General features: G+C 62.2%; 21 protein-coding genes and 1 pseudogene. 13 read left to right on the top strand and 9 right to left on the bottom strand.

The genetic code is table 11. The features are described from left to right. Positions 1-37 precede the first annotated feature (37 nt). A complete protein-coding gene (locus LDN82_RS20525; protein ID WP_224165646.1) occupies positions 38-709 on the top strand; it encodes a GntR family transcriptional regulator in 672 nt (223 codons plus the stop codon). 378 nt (positions 710-1,087) lie between these two features. Here the strand turns inward: LDN82_RS20525 and LDN82_RS20520 are convergent. Then, positions 1,088-1,620: pseudogene (locus LDN82_RS20520) on the bottom strand (transposase); the annotation flags it as partial. A gap of 477 nt (positions 1,621-2,097) precedes the next feature. Here LDN82_RS20520 and LDN82_RS20515 point away from each other — a divergent pair. From LDN82_RS20515 to LDN82_RS20505, 3 genes are all read left to right on the top strand, one after another. Continuing rightward, on the top strand, positions 2,098-3,465 hold the full coding sequence (locus tag LDN82_RS20515) for an MFS transporter (RefSeq protein WP_224165645.1): 1,368 nt from the start codon (positions 2,098-2,100) through the stop codon (positions 3,463-3,465). 28 nt (positions 3,466-3,493) lie between these two features. Continuing rightward, positions 3,494-4,750 carry an aminopeptidase P family protein gene (locus tag LDN82_RS20510; protein WP_224165644.1) on the top strand — a complete coding sequence of 419 codons (1,257 nt, stop codon included), beginning with the start codon at positions 3,494-3,496 and terminating at the stop codon, positions 4,748-4,750. Between the two features lie 86 nt (positions 4,751-4,836). After that, positions 4,837-5,640 carry an IclR family transcriptional regulator gene (locus LDN82_RS20505; protein ID WP_224165643.1) on the top strand — a complete coding sequence of 268 codons (804 nt, stop codon included), beginning with the start codon at positions 4,837-4,839 and terminating at the stop codon, positions 5,638-5,640. Between the two features lie 141 nt (positions 5,641-5,781). Here LDN82_RS20505 and LDN82_RS20500 read toward each other — a convergent pair whose 3' ends face one another. Next, complete coding sequence (locus LDN82_RS20500; protein ID WP_224093452.1) at positions 5,782-6,261, bottom strand: DUF4383 domain-containing protein; 480 nt, start codon at positions 6,259-6,261, stop codon at positions 5,782-5,784. A gap of 154 nt (positions 6,262-6,415) precedes the next feature. Between LDN82_RS20500 and LDN82_RS20495 the strand changes: the two genes are divergently transcribed. From LDN82_RS20495 to LDN82_RS20485, 3 genes are all read left to right on the top strand, one after another. Continuing rightward, on the top strand, positions 6,416-7,387 hold the full coding sequence (locus LDN82_RS20495; RefSeq protein ID WP_224093453.1) for a hypothetical protein: 972 nt from the start codon (positions 6,416-6,418) through the stop codon (positions 7,385-7,387). A 92-nt stretch (positions 7,388-7,479) separates the two neighbouring features. Continuing rightward, positions 7,480-7,848, top strand: coding sequence for a metalloregulator ArsR/SmtB family transcription factor (locus LDN82_RS20490; protein ID WP_224165642.1), 369 nt, complete (start codon positions 7,480-7,482; stop codon positions 7,846-7,848). Then, positions 7,845-8,312, top strand: coding sequence for an SRPBCC family protein (locus tag LDN82_RS20485; protein ID WP_224093456.1), 468 nt, complete (start codon positions 7,845-7,847; stop codon positions 8,310-8,312). Before LDN82_RS20490 ends, LDN82_RS20485 begins: the two co-directional genes overlap by 4 nt. Here LDN82_RS20485 and LDN82_RS20480 read toward each other — a convergent pair. Next, positions 8,309-8,953: a LysE family translocator gene (locus LDN82_RS20480; protein WP_224165641.1), complete on the bottom strand. Its 645-nt coding sequence runs from the start codon at positions 8,951-8,953 to the stop codon at positions 8,309-8,311. The genes LDN82_RS20485 and LDN82_RS20480 overlap by 4 nt on opposite strands. Before the next feature lie 102 nt (positions 8,954-9,055). Between LDN82_RS20480 and LDN82_RS20475 the strand changes: the two genes are divergently transcribed. Continuing rightward, positions 9,056-9,511, top strand: a complete 456-nt coding sequence (locus tag LDN82_RS20475; RefSeq protein WP_224165640.1) for an Lrp/AsnC family transcriptional regulator — start codon at positions 9,056-9,058, stop codon at positions 9,509-9,511. 3 nt (positions 9,512-9,514) lie between these two features. Here the strand turns inward: LDN82_RS20475 and LDN82_RS20470 are convergent, their stop codons facing one another. Beyond that, positions 9,515-9,973 (bottom strand): Lrp/AsnC family transcriptional regulator, encoded by a 459-nt coding sequence (locus LDN82_RS20470; protein WP_223937668.1) that lies wholly within the window; start codon positions 9,971-9,973, stop codon positions 9,515-9,517. A 338-nt stretch (positions 9,974-10,311) separates the two neighbouring features. On the opposite strand from LDN82_RS20470, the gene gluQRS reads away from it, so the two are divergent. Together gluQRS and LDN82_RS20460 are read left to right on the top strand one after the other, a co-directional pair. After that, positions 10,312-11,199, top strand: coding sequence for a tRNA glutamyl-Q(34) synthetase GluQRS (gluQRS, locus tag LDN82_RS20465; RefSeq protein ID WP_224165639.1), 888 nt, complete (start codon positions 10,312-10,314; stop codon positions 11,197-11,199). Between the two features lie 24 nt (positions 11,200-11,223). Beyond that, positions 11,224-12,345: a serine hydrolase domain-containing protein gene (locus LDN82_RS20460; protein ID WP_224165638.1), complete on the top strand. Its 1,122-nt coding sequence runs from the start codon at positions 11,224-11,226 to the stop codon at positions 12,343-12,345. A gap of 74 nt (positions 12,346-12,419) precedes the next feature. Here the strand turns inward: LDN82_RS20460 and LDN82_RS20455 are convergent, their stop codons facing one another. Next, positions 12,420-13,046 carry a TetR/AcrR family transcriptional regulator gene (locus LDN82_RS20455; protein WP_224165637.1) on the bottom strand — a complete coding sequence of 209 codons (627 nt, stop codon included), beginning with the start codon at positions 13,044-13,046 and terminating at the stop codon, positions 12,420-12,422. 122 nt (positions 13,047-13,168) lie between these two features. Between LDN82_RS20455 and LDN82_RS20450 the strand changes: the two genes are divergently transcribed. After that, entirely contained in the window at positions 13,169-13,957 is a 789-nt protein-coding gene (locus LDN82_RS20450) for an SDR family oxidoreductase (protein WP_224165636.1), read from the top strand. Positions 13,958-14,069: 112 nt separating this feature from the next. Continuing rightward, complete coding sequence (locus LDN82_RS20445) at positions 14,070-14,606, top strand: phosphohydrolase (protein ID WP_224165635.1); 537 nt, start codon at positions 14,070-14,072, stop codon at positions 14,604-14,606. An 8-nt stretch (positions 14,607-14,614) separates the two neighbouring features. Here LDN82_RS20445 and LDN82_RS20440 read toward each other — a convergent pair whose 3' ends face one another. From LDN82_RS20440 to LDN82_RS20425, 4 genes are all read right to left on the bottom strand, one after another. After that, entirely contained in the window at positions 14,615-15,820 is a 1,206-nt protein-coding gene (locus tag LDN82_RS20440) for a HipA domain-containing protein (RefSeq protein ID WP_224165634.1), read from the bottom strand. After that, positions 15,817-16,071: a helix-turn-helix transcriptional regulator gene (locus LDN82_RS20435; RefSeq protein WP_224165633.1), complete on the bottom strand. Its 255-nt coding sequence runs from the start codon at positions 16,069-16,071 to the stop codon at positions 15,817-15,819. Before LDN82_RS20435 ends, LDN82_RS20440 begins: the two co-directional genes overlap by 4 nt. Before the next feature lie 127 nt (positions 16,072-16,198). Next, entirely contained in the window at positions 16,199-17,443 is a 1,245-nt protein-coding gene (locus LDN82_RS20430; RefSeq protein WP_224093468.1) for a low temperature requirement protein A, read from the bottom strand. A 26-nt stretch (positions 17,444-17,469) separates the two neighbouring features. Then, complete coding sequence (locus LDN82_RS20425) at positions 17,470-18,783, bottom strand: GNAT family N-acetyltransferase (protein WP_224093469.1); 1,314 nt, start codon at positions 18,781-18,783, stop codon at positions 17,470-17,472. Positions 18,784-18,995: 212 nt separating this feature from the next. On the opposite strand from LDN82_RS20425, the gene LDN82_RS20420 reads away from it, so the two are divergent. Then, positions 18,996-19,145 (top strand): hypothetical protein, encoded by a 150-nt coding sequence (locus LDN82_RS20420; protein ID WP_224165632.1) that lies wholly within the window; start codon positions 18,996-18,998, stop codon positions 19,143-19,145. Positions 19,146-19,156 lie beyond the last annotated feature (11 nt).

Genomic DNA, 19,156 nt, shown 5'->3' with positions numbered 1-19,156 from the left:
TCCACCCAAACTGGATTGGCGACAACGGGAGAGAGCAATGAGCGCAGCATTGGAAGCACTGGAATCAGCTCCACAGGGTTCGTCCCTGGCGGAGAACGCCTACCTGCTCCTGCGCGACAGGCTCATCATGCTGGACATCAAGCCCGGCGACCCCATCAACGACGGCCAGATTGCAGCCGAGCTGGGCATTGGGCGCACACCCGTCCGCGAGGCCATCAAGCGTCTCGAAAGCGACCACCTGGTGGTCTCCTACCCGCGGCGCGGGACGTTTGCCACGGGCGTGGACATCACCCAGCTCGCTGAGGTCTCCGAGATCCGCGAGCTCCTGGAGCCACTCGCCTCCAGGAAGGCCGCCCGCATGGCCAGCCCTGCAATGCGTTCAGAACTCCGCGCTGTCGCTGGTGCAATTCGCGATCTTGAAGGCCAGGACAATTCCTCCCAGGAACTCATGCGCTACGACATCCAGGTTCACCGCCTGATCTACAAGGCCTCCGCGAACGCACATCTGGAAGACGTCCTGATCCGGTATGACAACCTGGCTACCCGCATCTGGTGCTACATGCTGGAACGGATGCCCTCCGTCTCAGGCCACATCTCCGAGCATGCGGAATTGCTGACAGCCATCGCCGATGGCGACGAAGACCGCGCCGCCGAACTTGCCCTGCACCACGTAGTCAGCTTCGAAGAGACGATCCGCAAGGTCCTCTAGAGCCCCCGCCGGCTCCGCCGCCGGCACGTTCTCTCACATCCGACGGTCTTTTGGCGGATGTTCTCTCACGTCCAACGGTCTTTTGGTGGACGTTCTCTCACGTCCAACGGTCTTTTGGTGGACGTTCTCTCACGTCCAACGGTCTTTTGGCCGATGTTCTCTCATTTCCAGCGGTTTTTTGGCCGATGCTCTCTCACGTCCGACGGTCTTTTGGCCGATGTTCTCTCAAATCCTGCGGCGGCATCTGACTCGCTGTCACGCGCTAAGCCCGACGTCGGCAGTCACCGTGGGAGTGTCCGCTTAACGGTGGATTGGGTGTTGGCGCTATGTGATTCTTCCTTCGAAGCTGATGGCAAAGGCGTTCAGGGCCGGTTTTCATCGTGCAATCCGTCGTGCTCTGCTCCTCCCGGTGGGATCCAGTGCGTGGGTGGCCGGGTAGAGGCAATTAACGGCCGCCGGGATGGTCGGGAAGTGTCCGCGGGCCCTGACTGCGCGACGATAGCGGGCGTTGAGGATTCGATGCGTTCGTGCTGCAGATGACGCGACAGATCTCCACGTCGTAGTCCAGGAAGGGGACGAACTCGCTCCACGCGTTCTCCCACAACCGGATGATCGCCGGATACGGCTTGCCCCATTTACCGGTGAACTCTCCAGGGCGTTCCTTGGCCGCGGGCTCGGACGGCGCCGTGTAAACCGGGCGGAGGTCCGGGCCATTTCGGTCCAGTCCTCCTTGAGGCGTAGCGGAAAGTGTTCCGCACCAGATGCACGATGCAGGTATGGACCACAGCCAAGGGCCAAACGGTGTTGATCGCTTCCGGCAGGCCCTTGAGGCCGTCGCAGACAGTGATGCACACGTCCTCCACGCCCCGGTTCTTGATCACAGTCAGTACCGCGAGCCAGAACTCCGCTCCTCACCGTGGGTGTCCGACGTCGGGCTTTCTTTATGAAAGTGAGAGAACGTCCCGCAATGGGCCGTTGGATGTGAGAGAGCGTCCGGAAATGGGCCGTTGGATGTGAGAGAGCGTCCGGAAATGGGCCGTTGGATGTGGGAGAGCGTCCGGAAAAGGGCCGTTGGATGTGGGAGAGCGTCCGGAAAAGGGCCGTTGGATGTGGGAGAGCGTCCCGCAATGGGCCGCTGGATTTGAGAGAGCGTCCGGAAAAGGGCCGCTGGATGTGAGAGAACATCCGGGGGTTGGGGCGACTGGTGCAACTCAGTCGCTTCGGCTGCAACAACCATAGGATCGGGCTCGCGAACGCTGAACATACCCGAAGCGCCCAACAAACCCCTGAATGACTTTTGAAAACACTCTTGACCGTGACGCGGCCCACACGTAGTCTGGTGCAACAGCGTTGCTTCTAATGCAACCCCAAATATTCTTGGTGGACACATGAGTAATGAACTTTCCTCTGTGGCAGCCGTTCCGGGAGATCAGTCCAATGGTGGACTCGGCACTTCTCCCGAAGCCGGCCCCAATCACACAGTCAGCAAGGACACGCGCCGACGCGTAGTCACTGCAAGCTTCATCGGCAACTTCGTGGAGTGGTTCGACTACGCCGTCTACGGATACCTGGCCGGCATCATCTCGACCGTCTTCTTTCCCGAGTCGGACCGGCAGACAGCCCTTCTCGCGACCTTCGGTGTCTTCGCCGTCAGCTTCTTCGTAAGGCCGCTCGGTGGATTCATCTGGGGCCACATCGGAGACAGGCTGGGCCGGAAGCAGGCGTTGTCGCTCTCGATCGTCCTGATGTCGGTAGCCACGTTCTGCATCGCCCTGATTCCCGGCTACGCCACTATCGGGGTCATGGCCCCGATCCTGCTGTTGCTCGTAAGAGTGGTCCAAGGCTTCTCCGCTGCAGGGGAGTACGCCGGCGCGTCCGCCTTCCTGGTGGAGTATGCGCCGTCGAATCGTCGCGGACTCTATGCCGCCGTCGTGCCTGCCAGTACCGCAGCGGGTCTCCTGCTGGGCTCCTTGCTGGCCGCCTTGCTGAGTTCAGTCCTGACGCCGGAACAGCTGAACGAATGGGGCTGGCGGCTGCCGTTCCTGTTGGCGGCGCCCATGGGCTTGATCGGCAGGTACATCCGCACCAAGCTCGAGGACACCCCTGCGTTCCGTGAACTGTCCGAGAAGGAGACCCCTGTCAAGGCTCCGGCCCTGGCGATGTTCAAGACCTACCGCAAGCAGCTCATCATCGCCACGGGCGCAGTGCTGCTGAACGCCGTCGGCTTCTACGTGATCCTCAGCTACATGCCCACATACCTGTCCGTGGAACTGGGCTTCGGAGCAGCGGAATCGTTCCTTGCCACTACCATCGCCCTGGCAAGTTACATCGGCTTCATCTTCCTGACCGGCATCGCGTCGGACAAGTTCGGCCGCAAGCGCATGCTCATCACGGCGTCTGTACTGTTCGTGGTACTGACGGTCCCGGCGTTCATGCTCCTGGATACGCGCAACTTCCTGGTGATCGTGCTGGTCCAGATCCTGCTGGGCGGAATGCTCACCCTCAACGACGGCACCCTGCCGAGCTTCCTGGCCGAACTCTTCCCGACGAAGGTCCGCTACACAGGGTTCGCTGTCAGCTTCAACCTCTCCAACGCGTTGTTCGGCGGTACTGCGCCGTTCATGGCAACGCTCCTCATCGGCATGACCCACAATCAACTGGCCCCCGGCTGGTACCTCGTGGCTGCCGCCCTTGTTTCCCTCATCGCAGTCCTGTTCGCCGCCGAGACTTCCAAGAAGCCACTGCAGCAGGACTGAAACCAACCAACCCATTGAAAGGAACACCATGACCATCACCGAGAACGAGGCCATCAACGATGTGGCCAAGCTCGATCGACTCAAAGTCCTCAACAACGGCGAGAAGGTTTCCCTGACCTTCTCCGACACAGAGTTCGAGCGTCGACTCGCCGGACTTCGCAACATCATGGCCGAGAAAGACCTCGACGCCGTCATCCTCACCAGCTACCACTCCATCAAGTACTACTCCGATTTCCTCTTCACCTATTTCGGCCGCTCCTACGGCATGGTGGTCACCAAGGATGACACCGTCACCATTACGGCAAATATCGACGCCGGTATGCCTTGGCGCCGCAGCTACGGCGACAACCTCGTGTACACGGACTGGCGCCGGGACAACTACATCCACGCCATCCAGGAAGTCCTGCGCACCCGCGGCATCAACCCGCGCCGCATCGGCGTCGAGGATGACTCCCTGCCGCTGGACAACCGCAACAAGATCCAGGCCGCATTCTCCGGGGCCACGCTGGTGGACGTTGCCCAGGCTGCGATGCGCCAGCGCATGATCAAGTCGGACGAAGAAATCGCAGTCATCAAGCACGGCGCCCGCATCGGCGACCTCGGTGGAGAGGCCATCCGCAACGCCATCACGGCGGGAATCACCGAGTACGAGGTTGCCCTGATCGGCACCGAAGCCATGGTCCACGAGATCGCCCGAACGTTCCCGGACTCCGAAATCCGTGACACGTGGGTCTGGTTCCAGTCCGGTATCAACACCGACGGCGCGCACAACTGGGCAACTACACGGAAGATCCAGGAACACGACATCCTGTCCCTGAACTGCTTCCCTATGACAAGCGGCTACTACACGGCACTGGAACGCACCCTGTTCTATGGCGAACCGGACGCCCGCTCACTGGAACTGTGGAACATCAACGTGGAGGTCCACAAGAAGGGCCTGGAACTCATCAAGCCCGGCGCGGTCTGCAAGGACATCGCCGCCGAGCTCAACGAGATCTACATCGGTCACGGGCTCCTGGCCAACCGCACGTTCGGCTACGGCCACTCGTTCGGCGTCTTGAGCCACTACTACGGACGCGAAGCAGGCCTTGAACTTCGTGAAGACATCGATACAGTGCTGGAACCGGGCATGGTGGTTTCCATGGAGCCGATGATTACGGTGTTGGACGGACAGCCGGGTGCCGGCGGTTACCGCGAGCACGACATCCTGGTGGTGGGTGAAGACGGAGCGGAGAACATCACCAAGTTCCCGTTCGGCCCCGAGTACAACATCATCGGAGCCTAGGTGATCCGGCCGGTGGACGCAGTGCACGGCGTCCACCGGCCGAAACCTGTCCCTGTCCGCGAGCTTCAGCCAAATATAGTGAACCCATGACTCCCACGGAATCCAGCGACGTTTCAGGCAACGGCGAAGCCAAAGGTACCTCGGTCATTGTCAACGCCATCGCGGTCCTGCGCAGTTTCAGTGCCGAAGAGCCGCTGTTGGGGGTCACTGAAATCGCAGGGCGCATTGGCCTGCACAAGAGCACAGTCTCCCGCATCCTGGCCACGTTGGAGCAAGAGCATTTGGTGGAGCGCGACGTCGATTCGCGCAGGTTCCGCTTGGGGCTGGGAATGATCGCCATGGCGGGCCCACTCCTGGCGGAACTCGAAGAGCGACGCGTGGCGTATCCGGTACTGCGCGAATTGACCGAGCGAACCGGGGAGACCAGCGCCCTCATGGTCTGGAACGGCACTGAATCCATGAGTGTGGAGCAGATCCCCAGCCGGCACCAGGTCAAGCACCTGGCCCCTTTGGGCGTGCGTTACAACGAGGCACTCAGTTCCTCTGTTCAGGTCTTCCTGGCCGCGGAGGACAAGGATCGCGTCCGGAATCTGCTCAGGAGCGGTGCGGTCACTCTTCCGGGCCTCGATGAAGAAGCCGTGGAGGCGTACCTGCAGCGCCTGGAGGACTCGACGAAGCGCGGCTGGACGGTGAACTTTGGCGAAACGTCCATCGAGGAAGTGGGCGTGGCCTCGCCCGTCTATGACCACAGGGGAAACATTGTGGCGTCCGTGCTCATCCCCGCACCAAAGTTCCGCGTCTCCCAGGACACGCTTACGAGCCTCGGTGAAGCTTGCGCCGATGCCGCCGCCAAGGTCACCACGCGCCTTGGTGGGCGCGCACCACGCTGAGCCCCGCCGAGATGGCATTTGATGCCAATCCCAGAGCCAAGGATTGGCATTAAATGCCATCTCGGCGGAGTCAAAAAAGAACGGCGACCGTCCCCACGCAGGGTCCGACCGCCGTCGTTCGTTGAACCGACGTCCGCGACGTTACATCCTCCGCCGTGCCGCCGTTGTCTCGTCCATGACATCCCTGCCCAGCCAAGCACCCAGACCGATCATGGCTACGCCAAGAACAAAGTGCAGCCAGTTGTCAGCGGTGTTGAACGGAACAAAGTTGGCGCCCGTTTCCTGGTTGATGATCAGGCCGTAGATCCACAGAACGAGATATACGGCGCCGCCACCAATGAGGAAGAGGCGAGCCATGCGTGCTGTCCTGGCCATGGCCAAACCGGCTACGCCAAACAGCAGATGGACGATGTTGTGGAGAATGGATACTTGGAACACACCAAGCAGCATGGCGCCGGATTCATGTCCCGCGAAGGTCATGGCGCCGTAGTTGGTGGTGATACCCGGGATGAAGCCCAGGACACCCACGAGCAGAAATACAATGCCAACGCCCATGGCGGTGTTGTGAAGAGTCAACCCCATCGCATGATGGTGTTCGGTGGGGTGCGAAGCGGTGGTCATGAAGTCCTCCCTTTCACGCAGTTACACGGCTCTTCTCATGGAGAGCCGTCCCGCGGCAAGGGTGTCGGAAAACCTTGCCGACGCCGCCATAATACTCCTGAAATGCCTCCAATTGCAGGGGAATGGCCAGTCAGGTGGCAGTTAGCATGGGTTCATGAGCCAGGCTCCCAACGGCGATTTCCAATCAATCTTCCATGACACCCGGGATCTCACTCCCTTCCGCGAAGGATATGTGCGCACGACTGTCCGTGGATTGGCCGATGGCGTGGGCGAAGTGTTGTCCGGTGTTCTGACTGGCCGGGATCCTGCCCGCCTTTCCGTGCTGGGCGATGTTCCCCGTTTGAAGCGCCTGTCCACCAAGCAGGCCAAAGCAATGCACGAGGCCGTTTTCACCTCTACTGAGCCTGATCGGCTGATCTCCCTGGGTCGGGTCTACCCGGGGTGGGCGGGCTTGTGTTACGTGATGGCGGGGCTGTTGGCGTACAAACACGGCGGCTATCTGCGGGCGTCGGAGTTGTTGCGGCGCGGCTTAACAACAAGGATCGACGACGACGCGAGCCAGTTCTCGGCTCTCTACCTTGGGCAGGTGGTCACCCGGGTTGAGGTGGCCGAACGCATTGAAGTCCCGGTTTTGTTCAGCGAGGAGTCCGTGTTCCTAGCGTTGGCCCATTGCCTTCGGGAGATGGGAATGATCGAGTCGGCGTTGGAAGCTGTGGTGGGTTTGCCGCCGTCGTTGCCTTCTGCTCTGGCGCGCTGCACCGCAGCGTTTGCGCTGGGCCGGCACCGGGATGTGGTGATGTGTACGGAGGGGCTGTTGAATACGGATGATCTCTCGGCGGCATTGCTCCTGATCCGGGCTCGATCGCAACGGGCGCGTGGCGACTTTGAATCGGCCCAGGCGGCGCTGAAGGAGGTCCTTCGGCGCAGGAAGACCAGCCTGGCCTTGCGCAATGACGCCCTCACGGACCGCGCCCTTCTGGCGTTGGACCAGGGCCGCCGGACCTTGACTCCCCGGTCCAAGCGCCCCGCCCCGCCGGCAGAGCTGGAGGCCTTGGAAGTGATCCGCAAGGACGCCGAGATGCGCCGTTTGTGGGAGAACGACTTCAGGCAGCTAAGCGGGGAATAAGGCATTGTGCACGCCCTGATGCGAGCGTAGTCTTGTAATCAACCAAGTGATTGATAAAGCATTTGGTTGACAAAGAAAGGTCGCGCAGGGTTATGGATCCAGACGCTCTGGACAAGGCCTTCATGGCCCTTGCTGATCCCGTCAGGCGGGGAATCGTTGCCCGGCTGTCCCGGGGAGACGCAACGGTCAACGAATTGGCGGAGCCCTTCGCGATCACCAAGCAGGCTGTCTCAAAACACATCCAGGTCCTGGAGCACGCAGGGCTGGTGACCCGGTCCCGTGATGCCCAACGCAGGCCCGTGCACCTGGATGCAGCTGCCCTCGAAGAGCTGACGGCGTGGATAGACCAATATCGACTGATCGCCGAGCGTCGCTTCCGGCAGCTCGACGAACTCCTGGTCGAGTCCGGCCCCGGGGTCCTCCAGGGGTCACAACAACAAGATGAAGAGGAATTGAAATGAGCAATCCAACAGCAATCACTGCTGATGACGGCGTTCCGTTCGTCGATACTGTCCGTGAATTCGATGCGCCAGTCAGCGCGGTATTCAAGGCCCACGTGGACCCGGATCTCCTGGCCAAGTGGCTTGGTCCGCGGGACGCGATACTGAACGTCACCGAATACAACGCCACCACGGGCGGCAGCTGGCACTACGAAAGTGGCCACGAAAACGCGATGTACGGATTCCGCGGGGTCTTCCACACCGTGGACACCGACGAGCTGATCATCATGACCTTCGAATTCGACGGTGCCCCTGGCCAAGTGGGCATCAGCACCACCAGGTTCGAGGAAATTGACGGTCGCACCAGGATCGTCGTCCACGAGGTCTACCCATCGGTGGAAGCGCGTGACATGGCCCTCGCCACAGGCATGAATTACGGCGTGATCGAAGGGTACGAGCGACTCGATGAGGTACTTGCCGGCTAGGCCCGGCTTACCAGGATGGGAAGGAGTTGCTCCGTCAACAGCACTGCTCCCAGCCCGATCATGATGATCCCGCTTGCCAGCGTCACCACGCGTGCAGCGCCTGGACGTGAAGCGAGCAGTTTCCGCGAGGTCAGCGCGACCCCGGTGTACACCAGGCCGGCGAGGATCACGAACGTTAATCCGAGCAACCCGGACTGAACAGGAACAGGCAGTGCGGCTTCCGGGCTGACGAATTGCGGCACCAGCGCCACAAAGAACAGCAGGCCTTTGGGGTTGATGCCGCTGGTGCCCATGCCTTGGAAGAACGTGCGGAGCTGGTTTCCGGACTGCACGACGGCGCCTTCCGCACTAAAGCTGGCCCCTCGCCAGGAACGGATGGTCCCGAAGCCAAGCCACAACAGGTACGCGGCGCCGGCAACCGTGAGCCACCCCAGCAGGCCTGGCACTCCCGCCAGCAGGGCTGCCATACCTGCCGTCATGAGCACGGTGTGAATCACGTATCCGCTGCATAACCCGGCGACAGCGGGCACGAAGCTGCGCTGGCGAAGTCCAGCCGAGATCGAGTAAGCCCAGTCGACGCCGGGGGTGCAGGCCAATGAGACTGCGACGAGCATGAAGGCGAGGAACAGCTGTGGGTTCACGATCTCTCCAGGGGGTTAGTGGTAGGAAAACTCTAGGGAAAATCGCCCGATAAGTGTTCCCTTATTTATCCCCAAAACCTTCAATCTGGGTAAGATCATTGCGTGATTGACCACATTGACAGAAGTATTTTGCGCCACCTTCAAGAGGATGGCCGAATGACCGCCACTGCCTTGGCATCGAAGGTGGGATTGACGGTTGCTCCGTGCCATCGCCGGCTCCGGGATCTGGAGGCTTCGGGAGTTATCCGCGGGTATCGCGCGGACGTCGATCCAGCAGCGGTGGGGCTCGGATTCGAGGCAATTGTGTTCGTCACGCTCCGGCAGGTGGAGCGCACCATCATGGCGGAGTTTGAGGAGCGCGTGACGGCAAGCCCCAACATTGTGGAGGCGCAGCGGCTGTTCGGCTCGCCGGACTATTTGTTGAAGGTCATCGCGGCCGACCTCCCTGCCTATCAACGCTTCTATGACGACGAACTCGCAGCCCTCCCGGCTGTTGAGCGACTCACTTCAACGTTGGTGATGAAGAACCTGAAGACCAATATCGGACCGCCGGTCTGAGCGCTACTCCTTCAGCAGCCCGGTAGTCCGGTAGGGAATCACTTCGCGTAGGAACATGCTGGTGGATGTACGCACGATTCCCGGGCAGAGCCTGATTTCCTCCGAGACGCGGTAGAGGTCATCCGGGCTCTTGGCAACCACCCTGATGATGAGGTCGGTATCGCCCGCGGGTGCATGGCATTCGAGTACCTCAGGGATCTCCCGTAGCGCCGCGATGGCTTCGTTGAGGTGGCTTTGATCGAGTTCGGCGCTGACAGCGGCGGCCACACCCCGGCCAAGTGCCGAGGGCAGCACGCGGCTGCTGTTGGCGCGCAATGCGCCCGATGCCGTCATCCGCTCCAGCCGCGACTGGACCGTGCCGCGCGCCAGGTGAAGTTTCTGGGCAAGGACCATGATGGGGACGCGGGGATCCTCATCGAGTGCGGCGATGATCCTACGGTCTGTCGCATCGAGTTCCTGCAAAATGACCACTTCCTGTCTACAAATTCAACTGTGATTAGTCAGATCGACCACTTAATGCCATGTCTATTGCACCTACTGTATGCGTACTGTTGAAATGGTGACAACGAAGCAGGGCGAGGCTACCGCCGGATCCCGCAGGCAGCAGGCACCTGGAACACCACCCGGACCCCTGTACAGGTTTCCCGCAAGGAAGCAGCCGCTGATTGACTCTTGTTCACAGCATTGTCATTCTGCACCCGCCCGTCCTGACGGGCAGCACAGCAAGAGCCCCTGAGCCACCGGATCGTTGCGGTAGCTGAGGGGCTCTTGTGTTGTGCCCGTACGCATAGGCTTGGATCATGACGTCTGCAGGCCGCTTCGCCCCGAGTCCTTCCGGGGAACTGCATGTAGGCAATCTCCGGACGGCGATCCTCGCCTGGCTCTTCGCCAAATCGACTGGCCGCGACTTCCTGCTCCGTGTTGAGGACCTGGACCGTGCCCGGTCCGGCGCGGAAGCTGAGCAGCTCCGCGACCTGAAGGCCGTCGGCGTCAGTTGGGACGCCGACGTCGTACGTCAGACTGAGCGCGGGCCGCTGTACGAGGACGCAATTGGCCGCCTGACTGCCCAGGGCCGCACCTACGAATGCTTCTGCACGCGCCGCGAAATCCAGGAAGCGCCGTCTGCGCCGCACTCTCCACAAGGCGCGTATCCGGGGACGTGCCGCAGGCTGTCCGAGGCCGAGCGCGAGATCCGCCGGGCGTCGCGTCCGGCCTCGATCCGCCTCCGGTCGGACGTCGCTGAGTGGGCTGTTGAGGACCAGTTGCACGGACACTACGTGGGTGTGGTGGATGACTTTGTACTGCGTCGCAATGATGGCGTCACGGCCTACAACCTGGCAGTTGTAGTAGACGATGCCGCCCAGGGAATCGACCAGGTGGTCAGGGGCGATGACCTCCTTCCGTCCACTCCGCGGCAGGCGTACTTGGCCACCCTGTTGGGCTTGCCAGTGCTGGAATATGCCCACGTTCCGCTGGTTGTAAACCACGACGGCGTGAGGCTGGCAAAGCGCGACGGTGCGGTGACGCTTGGCGACCTCGCCGCCGTCGGGGTTTCAGCGGTGCGCGTGCGCGACCTCCTCCTTGAGTCGTTGGGATTGCCGGCAGGTTCCTTGCAGGATGCGGTGCCCGAATTCGACCCCGAAAGGCTGCCAAGGGAGCCCTGGGTGTGGAAAACGCCCAAGAGCTGAAGGCAGGCCAAGTAGGCTGTCTGGATGCATTCACAGGTGATCGCCCCAGGGTTCGAATCCGTAGCCGGGCTCTTCGAAACTTTCCTCGAACAAGACCCTGAATATTCCGCCCAGCTGGCGGCGTACCATCGGGGTGTCAAGGTGCTGGATATCAGCGGCGGGCCCCATACTCGTGCAGATTCAGTGACAGGTGTTTTCTCGTGCTCCAAGGGCATGGCAGGCCTTGTTATGGCTCTGCTCGCTCAAGACGGCGAGCTGGATCCCGACGCGGAAGTGGTCAAATATTGGCCGGAGTTCGGTGTTGAAGGGAAGGCCTCCGTCACTGTTTCCCAACTCCTTTCGCACCAGGCCGGTCTGTTGGGCGTCGAGGGCGGCGTGAGCCTTGAGGAAGTCAACAATTCCGAACTCGCGGCCGCGAAGCTCGCCAAACTTCCGCCCCTGTGGAAGCCCGGTGCGGCGTTCGGCTACCACGCCCTGACAATCGGCATTTTCATGGAGGAGCTGTGCCGTCGAATCACGGGTTCCAGGCTCCAGGAGGTCTTCGAACAGCGCATCCGCTCCGTCACCGGTGCCCACTTCTACCTTGGCCTACCGGATGCTGAGGAAGAACGCTTCGCGCCTTTCCGCTGGGCGGCCGACCCCACCTGGCCCTGGGTAGACCCCGCCAGCCACTTCGGATTGTCAGCCAATGCTGCAGAGGGCGACATCCTGGATCTTCCGAACATCCTCGAGGTCCGCGCCGCGGGTATGAGTTCGGTTGCAGGCGTCTCCAGCGCTGAGGGGATGGCCAGGATCTACGCTGCGGCGGTAACGGGGTTGGCCGCCGGCGGTCAGGACGCCGTCGCACCCTTCCTGACGGAGGAGACCATCCGCAGGGTTTCCGCTGAGCAAGTGTTCGGAATTGATCGCGTCTTCGGCGAGGCCGGTTGCTTTGCCACTGTCTTCATGAAGCCCCACAGCCGCATGCCCTTCGGCAGCTACCGCGCGTTCGGGCACGACGGCGCCAGCGCGGCTTTGGGGTTCGCGGACCCGGTGTATGAACTTGGCTTTGGATACGTCCCGCAACAGGCCGAGCCGGGAGGAGTTGGATGCCGCAACCTCCTGCTCAGTTCAGCCGTCCGGGAGGCAATTGCAGGGCTTTCGTAGTCCTGCCTGCGCCCTCACGCTCGCTGGCCCTCAGGCTGGCCGGCCCTCAGGCTGGCTGGCCCTCATCAGGCTGGTCAGGCGCCCGCTGTCTGTGAGAGCTGCGCGGCTGGAACTCCCGCCGCCATGCCGGCCCACAGGGTGTCAGTAGTGGCAGCAACAACGTCCTCAACACTGTTGCCGTCCAGTTGCTTGCCTGCTGCCAGGAGCGCGGCGCCATGCAAGCTCACGAAGCACACCATTGCCAGGGTTTCGGTGTCGCCCGGGGCCAAGGCCCCATCATCCTGTGCCTCCGCAATGAGGGCGCGGGCTACATGGATTCCTTGCTCGCCGATGTTCCGCAACTCGGTGCTGGACCCGGGGTGATGCTTGGTGGAATACATGACGGTCAAGAGCGCCGGGTGGGTGACTGCGAAGTCCACATAGGCAGTGGCCACGCTTGCGAAGCGCTGACGAAGGTCATCTCCGGCCTGGGAGGCAGCGAGGATCCGATGGTTCATTGATTCGAACCCAGCCAACGCCAAGGCGTCGATGAGGGATTGCTTGTCGCGGAAATGTTTGGCCGGGGCCCCATGGCTGACATTGAGGTCCCTGGCCAGCTGCCTGAGGGAGAGTCCGTCGACGCCGGCTTGCTCAATGGTTTCCATGGCGCGCTCCAGTAAGGCCTCGCGCAGCTTGCCGTGGTGGTAGGGCTGGTCCGTCATACCGATAGTCTAGCGGAGAAGTAGTCATTGACAACAATGTAGACAGTGCCTACGATGTTGGCATTGACTACATCGAGTCAGCGGGCTTCATCCGGAGCCGGCGCTTACAGATTGGACTTGCCATGACCATGACCTATTCGGGTACTACCGCATTGATCACAGGCGCCAGCTCCGGGCTTGGCGCTGAATTCGCGAGCCGCTTTGCCGCTCGAGGTTCCAACCTGGTCCTCGTAGCCCGCCGGGCAGACCGTCTCGAAGAACTGGCCGGGAAATTGCGCTCCGAGCATGGCGTAGCCGTCACAGTGCTTCCCATGGACCTGGGCCGGGCCGGTGTTGGCGCCGAACTCGTGGACGAAATGGCCAAGCGCGGAATCACCGTGGACACCCTCATCAACAATGCCGGGTTCGGAACACGCTCTCCCTTGGTAGAGGAAGATCCGGAAGTCATCGCTTCCGAGATCGCACTCAATGTGGCTGCCCTGGTGGATATCACCCGGGCCTTCCTGCCAGCCATGCTCTCTTCGGGCAAGGGCGCCCTGTTGAATGTCGCCAGCACAGCCGCTTTCCAGCCCATCCCCGGCATGGCCGTCTATGGTGCCACGAAGGCGTTCGTCCTCAGCTTTACCGAGGCCGTCGCCCACGAGGTCAAGAGTTCAGGACTTCGTGTACTCGCTCTCTGCCCGGGCGCCACCCGCACCGAGTTCTTCGATGTCCTTGGCAGCGAATCGGCTGCAGTTGGCCGCATGCAAACTTCGGCGCAGGTTGTGCAAACAGCGCTCAAAGCGCTGGACCGCCCCGGAACGCCGGCAAGTGTCGTGTCCGGCTGGGCCAACCGGATCGCCGCCGGTCTGGCGCAGCGCGTGCCGAGGGCGCTCGCAGTAGGCATCGCCGCCCGCGCCGTTCAGGAGTAGGACCTGTTCAGGAGTAGTGCCAGTGCCTGGGTAGGCGCTGCGAGGGACTTTACGGATAGCCTGAAGAGAGGTCCGATTCCTGTTCGGTGCCTACATCAATCCGGAGGCCCGCATGACCGAACCACGCTTCACCGTTGAGACGGCGAAGATACTCGCCGAGGTGGCCCACAACCGCCAAAAGGACAAGCTCAAGCGCCCTTATCGGGAGCATGTCCTGGCGGTGGGGGACGCGCTCGCCGACTTTGACGAGGACATCCGGATTGCGGGCTACCTTCACGACATCGCCGAGGATACTCCCATCACGCGGCAAGCCCTGTTGGACATGGGAGTGTCCGATCGCGCCCTCGCCATCATCGAACGTGTCACCCGCCGCTTCCACGATGACCCCGACGATTATGAAGCAGGAATCCGGTTTGTGGCCGAGGACCACGACGCCACCTTGGTCAAAATCGCCGATAATGCCCACAATTCCCTGCCGGAACGCGTCCAGGCACTGGCGGAGAAATGGCCCGACAAGCCGCCCATGACGCGCTACGCCGACGCCCGACCGGTGCTCTACCGGGCCGTGCCGCGTGATGAAGTGGCGCTGATCCTGCAGCGGGTGAACCCGTATCTGCTTCCGGAGCTCGACGAAATCGTTCCTGGGTAACCCGGGAGTCAGCCCTCCATCAGGCGCCGACGATGCTTGAGCTCCTTGGTCCACTCCTTGGTTTGCCTCGCCGCGAAGGGCGAGGCGCCGCCGTCGAGGTCGCTGATCAAGGAGCCGGTTGCTTTGAGGGCGATGTCTACCGAATGCAATGCCGCCCGTTCAGTCAGCCCAAGCTTCGCGGCCCAGGCGAGGAAGTGCTTTCGGGAGATACCGGTCTTCTTCCCGCCGACGGCCAACGCGAGCGTCTTGTCGCCGTAAACCACTGTGGAGGGAATGTCGTAGACCGGGGCGATGGTGAATTCGCGCGCGCCAAGAACCCCGGGCGCCTCCACCATGGAAACGTTCTTGGCGTGCAGATCCCCGTTCCCCGTCAGCCAGGCAAAGGCGAGTTGGATGACCAGATTCCGCAGTGCTGGAAGGCGGGCAGGGCAATGCCCGGCCAGCGCCGCGCAGACCTCGCTGAACGGAACACTGTACTTGTCCGCGGGGTACAGCCCCAGGATCTGGGCGCCGTCCTCCACCGCCAGCCGCAGAGGCGAGCCGTCGGCTGCGGTGACCCGATCAAAACGCTCCACCAGGAGACCGGCCCTGCCACCGACGTCGTGCACCAACTGCACGTTGCTCACCGGAATCCGCAGCCGGCGCGCATAACGGAACATCAGGAACTCGTTTTCCACCACAGAGGGGAACTCCGGGGCGTTGAGCTTAAGGATGTACCGCTTGCCAGCCTGCGCCACGGGCAGTGAAATCATCCCGGCAGACAACTTGTCCTGCACACCCGCCAGCGCCACGGGATCGATCAATCCGGAATCGCCCAGCAACGCATCGAAGTCCAGCGGCAGTTTTGAATCAAGCACGACGGCGGCGCCCCCTTCCGCCAGTGCCTCGCCGTGGGGGACCGTCTGGACGTCGCCCACTGCGTCGCCGCCCGCTGCCATGAGGAGGGCGAGTTCGTCGTCGGCGCTCGCCTTGACACTGCGCCGCAGGGAGTTGAGCCGCCGGCCCTCAGGCAGCAGGCCGGTGAAGTAGGGCGGTACTGCGCCGCTCGGCGTGAAAACAGGCTCGGCGCTCACAGGGAGCGTCGTTGCCACGGCGGGTAGGCCGGCGTCGAGGTACTTCGGAAGGTAGCTGAACTTGGTGCCGCCCTCATGCCGTTCGAGGCGCGCCGCGAGGATGCCCCGTTTGTAGACGTCGGCGATGCGGTGGAAGGTCATTGTGCTGGCTCGGAAGCTGTCCAGGAAGCGCCAGGCCTACCGGCTTGTTGGAGGGAAAGTTCCAGGCCGAGGGTGTCCAGCACTGCCACAAGGGGCTCAAGCTGGACTGTGCTCTTGCCTGTTTCCACGAACCGGACGAACCGTTCGGAGACGCCCGCGAGATCGGCGACGTCCTGCTGGCTCAGGCTCAATGAGGCGCGGCGGGCGCGGACTTCAGAACCGAGAGTTGCCATGAGGCTGTTGGCTGGCATGAGGTCCTCCCACTTCGTGAATCGGTACGAACGTGCCGATTCCCCAAGTTTGCACCCGGAAACAGCGGCAAATCAAGGCATTCCTGTGAAAAACCGGCACGAACGTACCGACTCCATCCGTGCACCCTCAGCCCGCCGCCGCCTCCAGCCGACGCAGGGCTGCTGCCCGTCCCTTGTGTCCACGGCGTTCATCGAAAATGATCGAGAGCCCAAGCACCACCATCATTTCCAACATGCAGAGGGGTACGGACGCGCCCGCTGCCGCCATGGCGATGCTTCCCGCCAAAGCGATCACCACCAGCGCTGAGCTCCAGAGAAGCTCCCGGTCCGGGCCGAGCATAATGCTGTAGAGCGTAGTCAGCGAGACCTTGAACAGGATGACAGGGATGGCGATCGAGGCGACCGCGCCAGCCGCCGGGATGTGTGCCTCATGATCGATGAAGTAGGCGGCAACGTGAAGTCCGGCGCCGGTTGCTGCGATAGCTGCGAAAAGGGGGAGGTGCCCGTAGCCGAAGATCCACGAGCGGTGCCGCTGTACGTGGAGGGCAGGACCTGAGGGCAGGATGAAGTAAATCCACCACAGGGCGAAGGCCAGGCCCGTCCCGCTCAAACCAACCAGCGCAGCATCCAAGGTCCAGCCGTGGAGGGCAACGATTGCGCGAAGCGTTTCAATGGCGCCGATCAGGCACTCGCCCAGGGCAATAATGGCCAGTAGACCGTACCGTTCGGCGATGTGATGGGCATGCCAAGGGGTACGGATCTTCCGTTCTGCGAAGTATGGCGCCGCCATCTCCAGGATGAACAACGGGGCTGCCATGAGGAAGGTAGTGGCGATGCTCGCATCGATCAAGAGGACTGCGACCCACCCCACTTGTACCAGTGCGACGTATTTTGCATACCGCAAACACGTTTCTCGGCGGGCAGGATCCTGGCGGGCGGCGCGCAGCCACTGGAAGATCAAGGCGACACGCATGATGATGTAGCCCAGCACCATGGTCACGTTGTCCACGTGCTTGCCTTCGATGATGGAGTGGAATACCGGCTCTATGCCCATGGCCAGGATCAGCACACCCACCATTTGGACCATGGTGACCACACGGAACACCCAGTCGTCGGTGTCGTAGGCGCTCGCGAACCAGGTGAAGTTTATCCAGGCCCAGATCACGGCAAACATGGCGAACGCGAACGCCAGGAGTCCTGGCCAGAAATGCGCCTCTGCAACAGCATGGGCGAACTGGCTGCCGGCAACCCCGAAGGCAATGACAAACGTCAGGTCGAAAAACAGCTCCAGCGGAGTGGCCGTGCGGTGCTTCTCGTGGGGATCTCGGCCGCCCATGCGGGCCAGGGCATGGCGAAGTGGGTTTGTGGACATGCGTCAAAGATTACCGTTGCCAAACTTTACACGCGCCCCAGCACATCGATGTCTTCGAGGAACTCCTGGTACACCTCGTCGCTCACCGTCGTGCGGGTATCGGCGATTGCGTCGAGGTAGTCCTGTGTGACCGGCCCCTTCCGTCCGTTCGACGAGACTGCGGACGACGCACCCGAAGCAGCACCGTCGTCGTACACGGCCTTTTCCAAGGCGCGCTGGGACGCGCTGCGCGCGGCAAACTCGATGTCTGCCGGCGAGAAACCCTGGGTGCGTTCCACCAACTGGGCAATATCGACGTCGTCCACAACGGTGGCGGGGATGAACCGCTGCCACATTGCTTCGCGGGCGTGGACGTCCGGCAGGCCGATGGGGATGACGTAGTCGAACCGGCCGTGGCGCAGGAACGCGGTGTCCAGGGCGCGAATGAAGTTGGTGGCGCAGACCAGGAGGCGGCCTGGCTGTTCGCGGAAAGCCGGGATGATCTTGAGGAGCTCGTTGGTGACGCCCTGCAGCGGCGACGGGGGATCGCCCGCGCGCTGCGAGGCGATCTCCTCCACTTCGTCAATGAACACCACTGCGTGTTCCAGCTCGGCGATTTCCAGGAACGTCTCCCGCAGCGCCCCGGCCAGGCCCTTGGGGTCAGAAGCCAGGCGCGACGGGAACACCTCCACGAACGGCCACTCCAAACGTGAAGCGATCGCCTTGGCAAAGGTCGTCTTGCCGGTGCCCGGAGGACCAAAAAGCACGACGGCGCGCGGCGGCACCACACCGTATTCGTCGGCGAGGTCCGCCTCAGCCAGCGGAAGGACCAAACGGCGTTCCAAGAGTTCCTTCTCGCGCTTCATGCCCGCCACGTTTTCCCACAGGTCGCGGGCCAGGATCCGGCCACCGAGAAGGCTCAGCGGTTCCAGCTCCTGGCGCTGCACGGGAATGGTCCGTTCGAAGTACCGCAGGTTCTTCTTCACCACGAAGCCGCGCCCCAGGAACGCTTCCACGCGGGTTTCGGTTTCCGGCATGAGCGCGGACAGCTTGTTGAGGCCGTGCGGAGCCATGCGGTTCTCGACGGCGGACAGCAGCGAAGTGCCGATGCCCCTGCCACGGAACTCCGTCAGCGTGGCGAGGAAAACGACCCAGCCTTGGTCATGCGCCGCACGTCCAACCGCGGCGCCAACCACTTGATCGCCCTGGACAGCCACCACTGCATGGTCCTTCTCACACGAGGCAAGGACCTCAGAGAGTGCGTACACGGGCTCAACACCATCAGCCTTGAGTGACTCCCAGAGGTGCAGGATGCCGTCAAGATCGGACGAATGGAAGTCCCTGATACGCCAGTTGGTCATGGGGTTTCTCCTGGGTGTGCTTGGTGGATCGCCGTTGATTCCTTGGAGTTGAGCATAGGGGAAGCATCCGCCCTGGGACGTTGCAGGCCCGTTGCGTTACGCAGCCAACACCCGACGGCGGCCTGTCGCCACCCGCTTTCGTCCCGGCGTCGTTTCCCGCACCTAAGATAAGCGCAACACCTGGCTGGGCCACGCCGTAAAGAGGGGGATCCGTGGGTTTGCTGATTGGCACAACGTTTGCTCCGCCCGCGGAAGCTGTCGACGCCGATGACCTCGTGATGTACTACGGCGATGGCCGCGGCGGTTGGAAGGGCGTCGAGACCATCGGCTGGGGCTGGAACATTTTCAACGGGCTCCACTGATTCAAGGCCCA

The organism is Arthrobacter sp. StoSoilA2 (assembly GCF_019977195.1).
GTDB lineage: Bacteria > Actinomycetota > Actinomycetes > Actinomycetales > Micrococcaceae > Arthrobacter.
This window is presented reverse-complemented; position numbering and strand designations above follow the sequence as displayed.

Bases quoted from the DNA above. Each gene is read 5' to 3' on its own strand.
- LDN82_RS20490 (WP_224165642.1), top strand. From the start codon at position 7,480: ATGGATCCAGACGCTCTGGACAAGGCCTTCATGGCCCTTGCTGATCCC.
- LDN82_RS20510 (WP_224165644.1), top strand. From the start codon at position 3,494: ATGACCATCACCGAGAACGAGGCCATCAACGATGTGGCCAAGCTCGAT.
- LDN82_RS20505 (WP_224165643.1), top strand. From the start codon at position 4,837: ATGACTCCCACGGAATCCAGCGACGTTTCAGGCAACGGCGAAGCCAAA.
- LDN82_RS20495 (WP_224093453.1), top strand. From the start codon at position 6,416: ATGAGCCAGGCTCCCAACGGCGATTTCCAATCAATCTTCCATGACACC.
- LDN82_RS20500 (WP_224093452.1), bottom strand. From the start codon at position 6,261: ATGACCACCGCTTCGCACCCCACCGAACACCATCATGCGATGGGGTTG.
- LDN82_RS20450 (WP_224165636.1), top strand. From the start codon at position 13,169: ATGACCATGACCTATTCGGGTACTACCGCATTGATCACAGGCGCCAGC.
- LDN82_RS20515 (WP_224165645.1), top strand. From the start codon at position 2,098: ATGAGTAATGAACTTTCCTCTGTGGCAGCCGTTCCGGGAGATCAGTCC.
- LDN82_RS20440 (WP_224165634.1), bottom strand. From the start codon at position 15,820: ATGACCTTCCACCGCATCGCCGACGTCTACAAACGGGGCATCCTCGCG.
- gluQRS (WP_224165639.1), top strand. From the start codon at position 10,312: ATGACGTCTGCAGGCCGCTTCGCCCCGAGTCCTTCCGGGGAACTGCAT.
- LDN82_RS20455 (WP_224165637.1), bottom strand. From the start codon at position 13,046: ATGACGGACCAGCCCTACCACCACGGCAAGCTGCGCGAGGCCTTACTG.
- LDN82_RS20430 (WP_224093468.1), bottom strand. From the start codon at position 17,443: ATGTCCACAAACCCACTTCGCCATGCCCTGGCCCGCATGGGCGGCCGA.
- LDN82_RS20460 (WP_224165638.1), top strand. From the start codon at position 11,224: ATGCATTCACAGGTGATCGCCCCAGGGTTCGAATCCGTAGCCGGGCTC.
- LDN82_RS20425 (WP_224093469.1), bottom strand. From the start codon at position 18,783: ATGACCAACTGGCGTATCAGGGACTTCCATTCGTCCGATCTTGACGGC.
- LDN82_RS20485 (WP_224093456.1), top strand. From the start codon at position 7,845: ATGAGCAATCCAACAGCAATCACTGCTGATGACGGCGTTCCGTTCGTC.
- LDN82_RS20445 (WP_224165635.1), top strand. From the start codon at position 14,070: ATGACCGAACCACGCTTCACCGTTGAGACGGCGAAGATACTCGCCGAG.
- LDN82_RS20525 (WP_224165646.1), top strand. From the start codon at position 38: ATGAGCGCAGCATTGGAAGCACTGGAATCAGCTCCACAGGGTTCGTCC.
- LDN82_RS20435 (WP_224165633.1), bottom strand. From the start codon at position 16,071: ATGCCAGCCAACAGCCTCATGGCAACTCTCGGTTCTGAAGTCCGCGCC.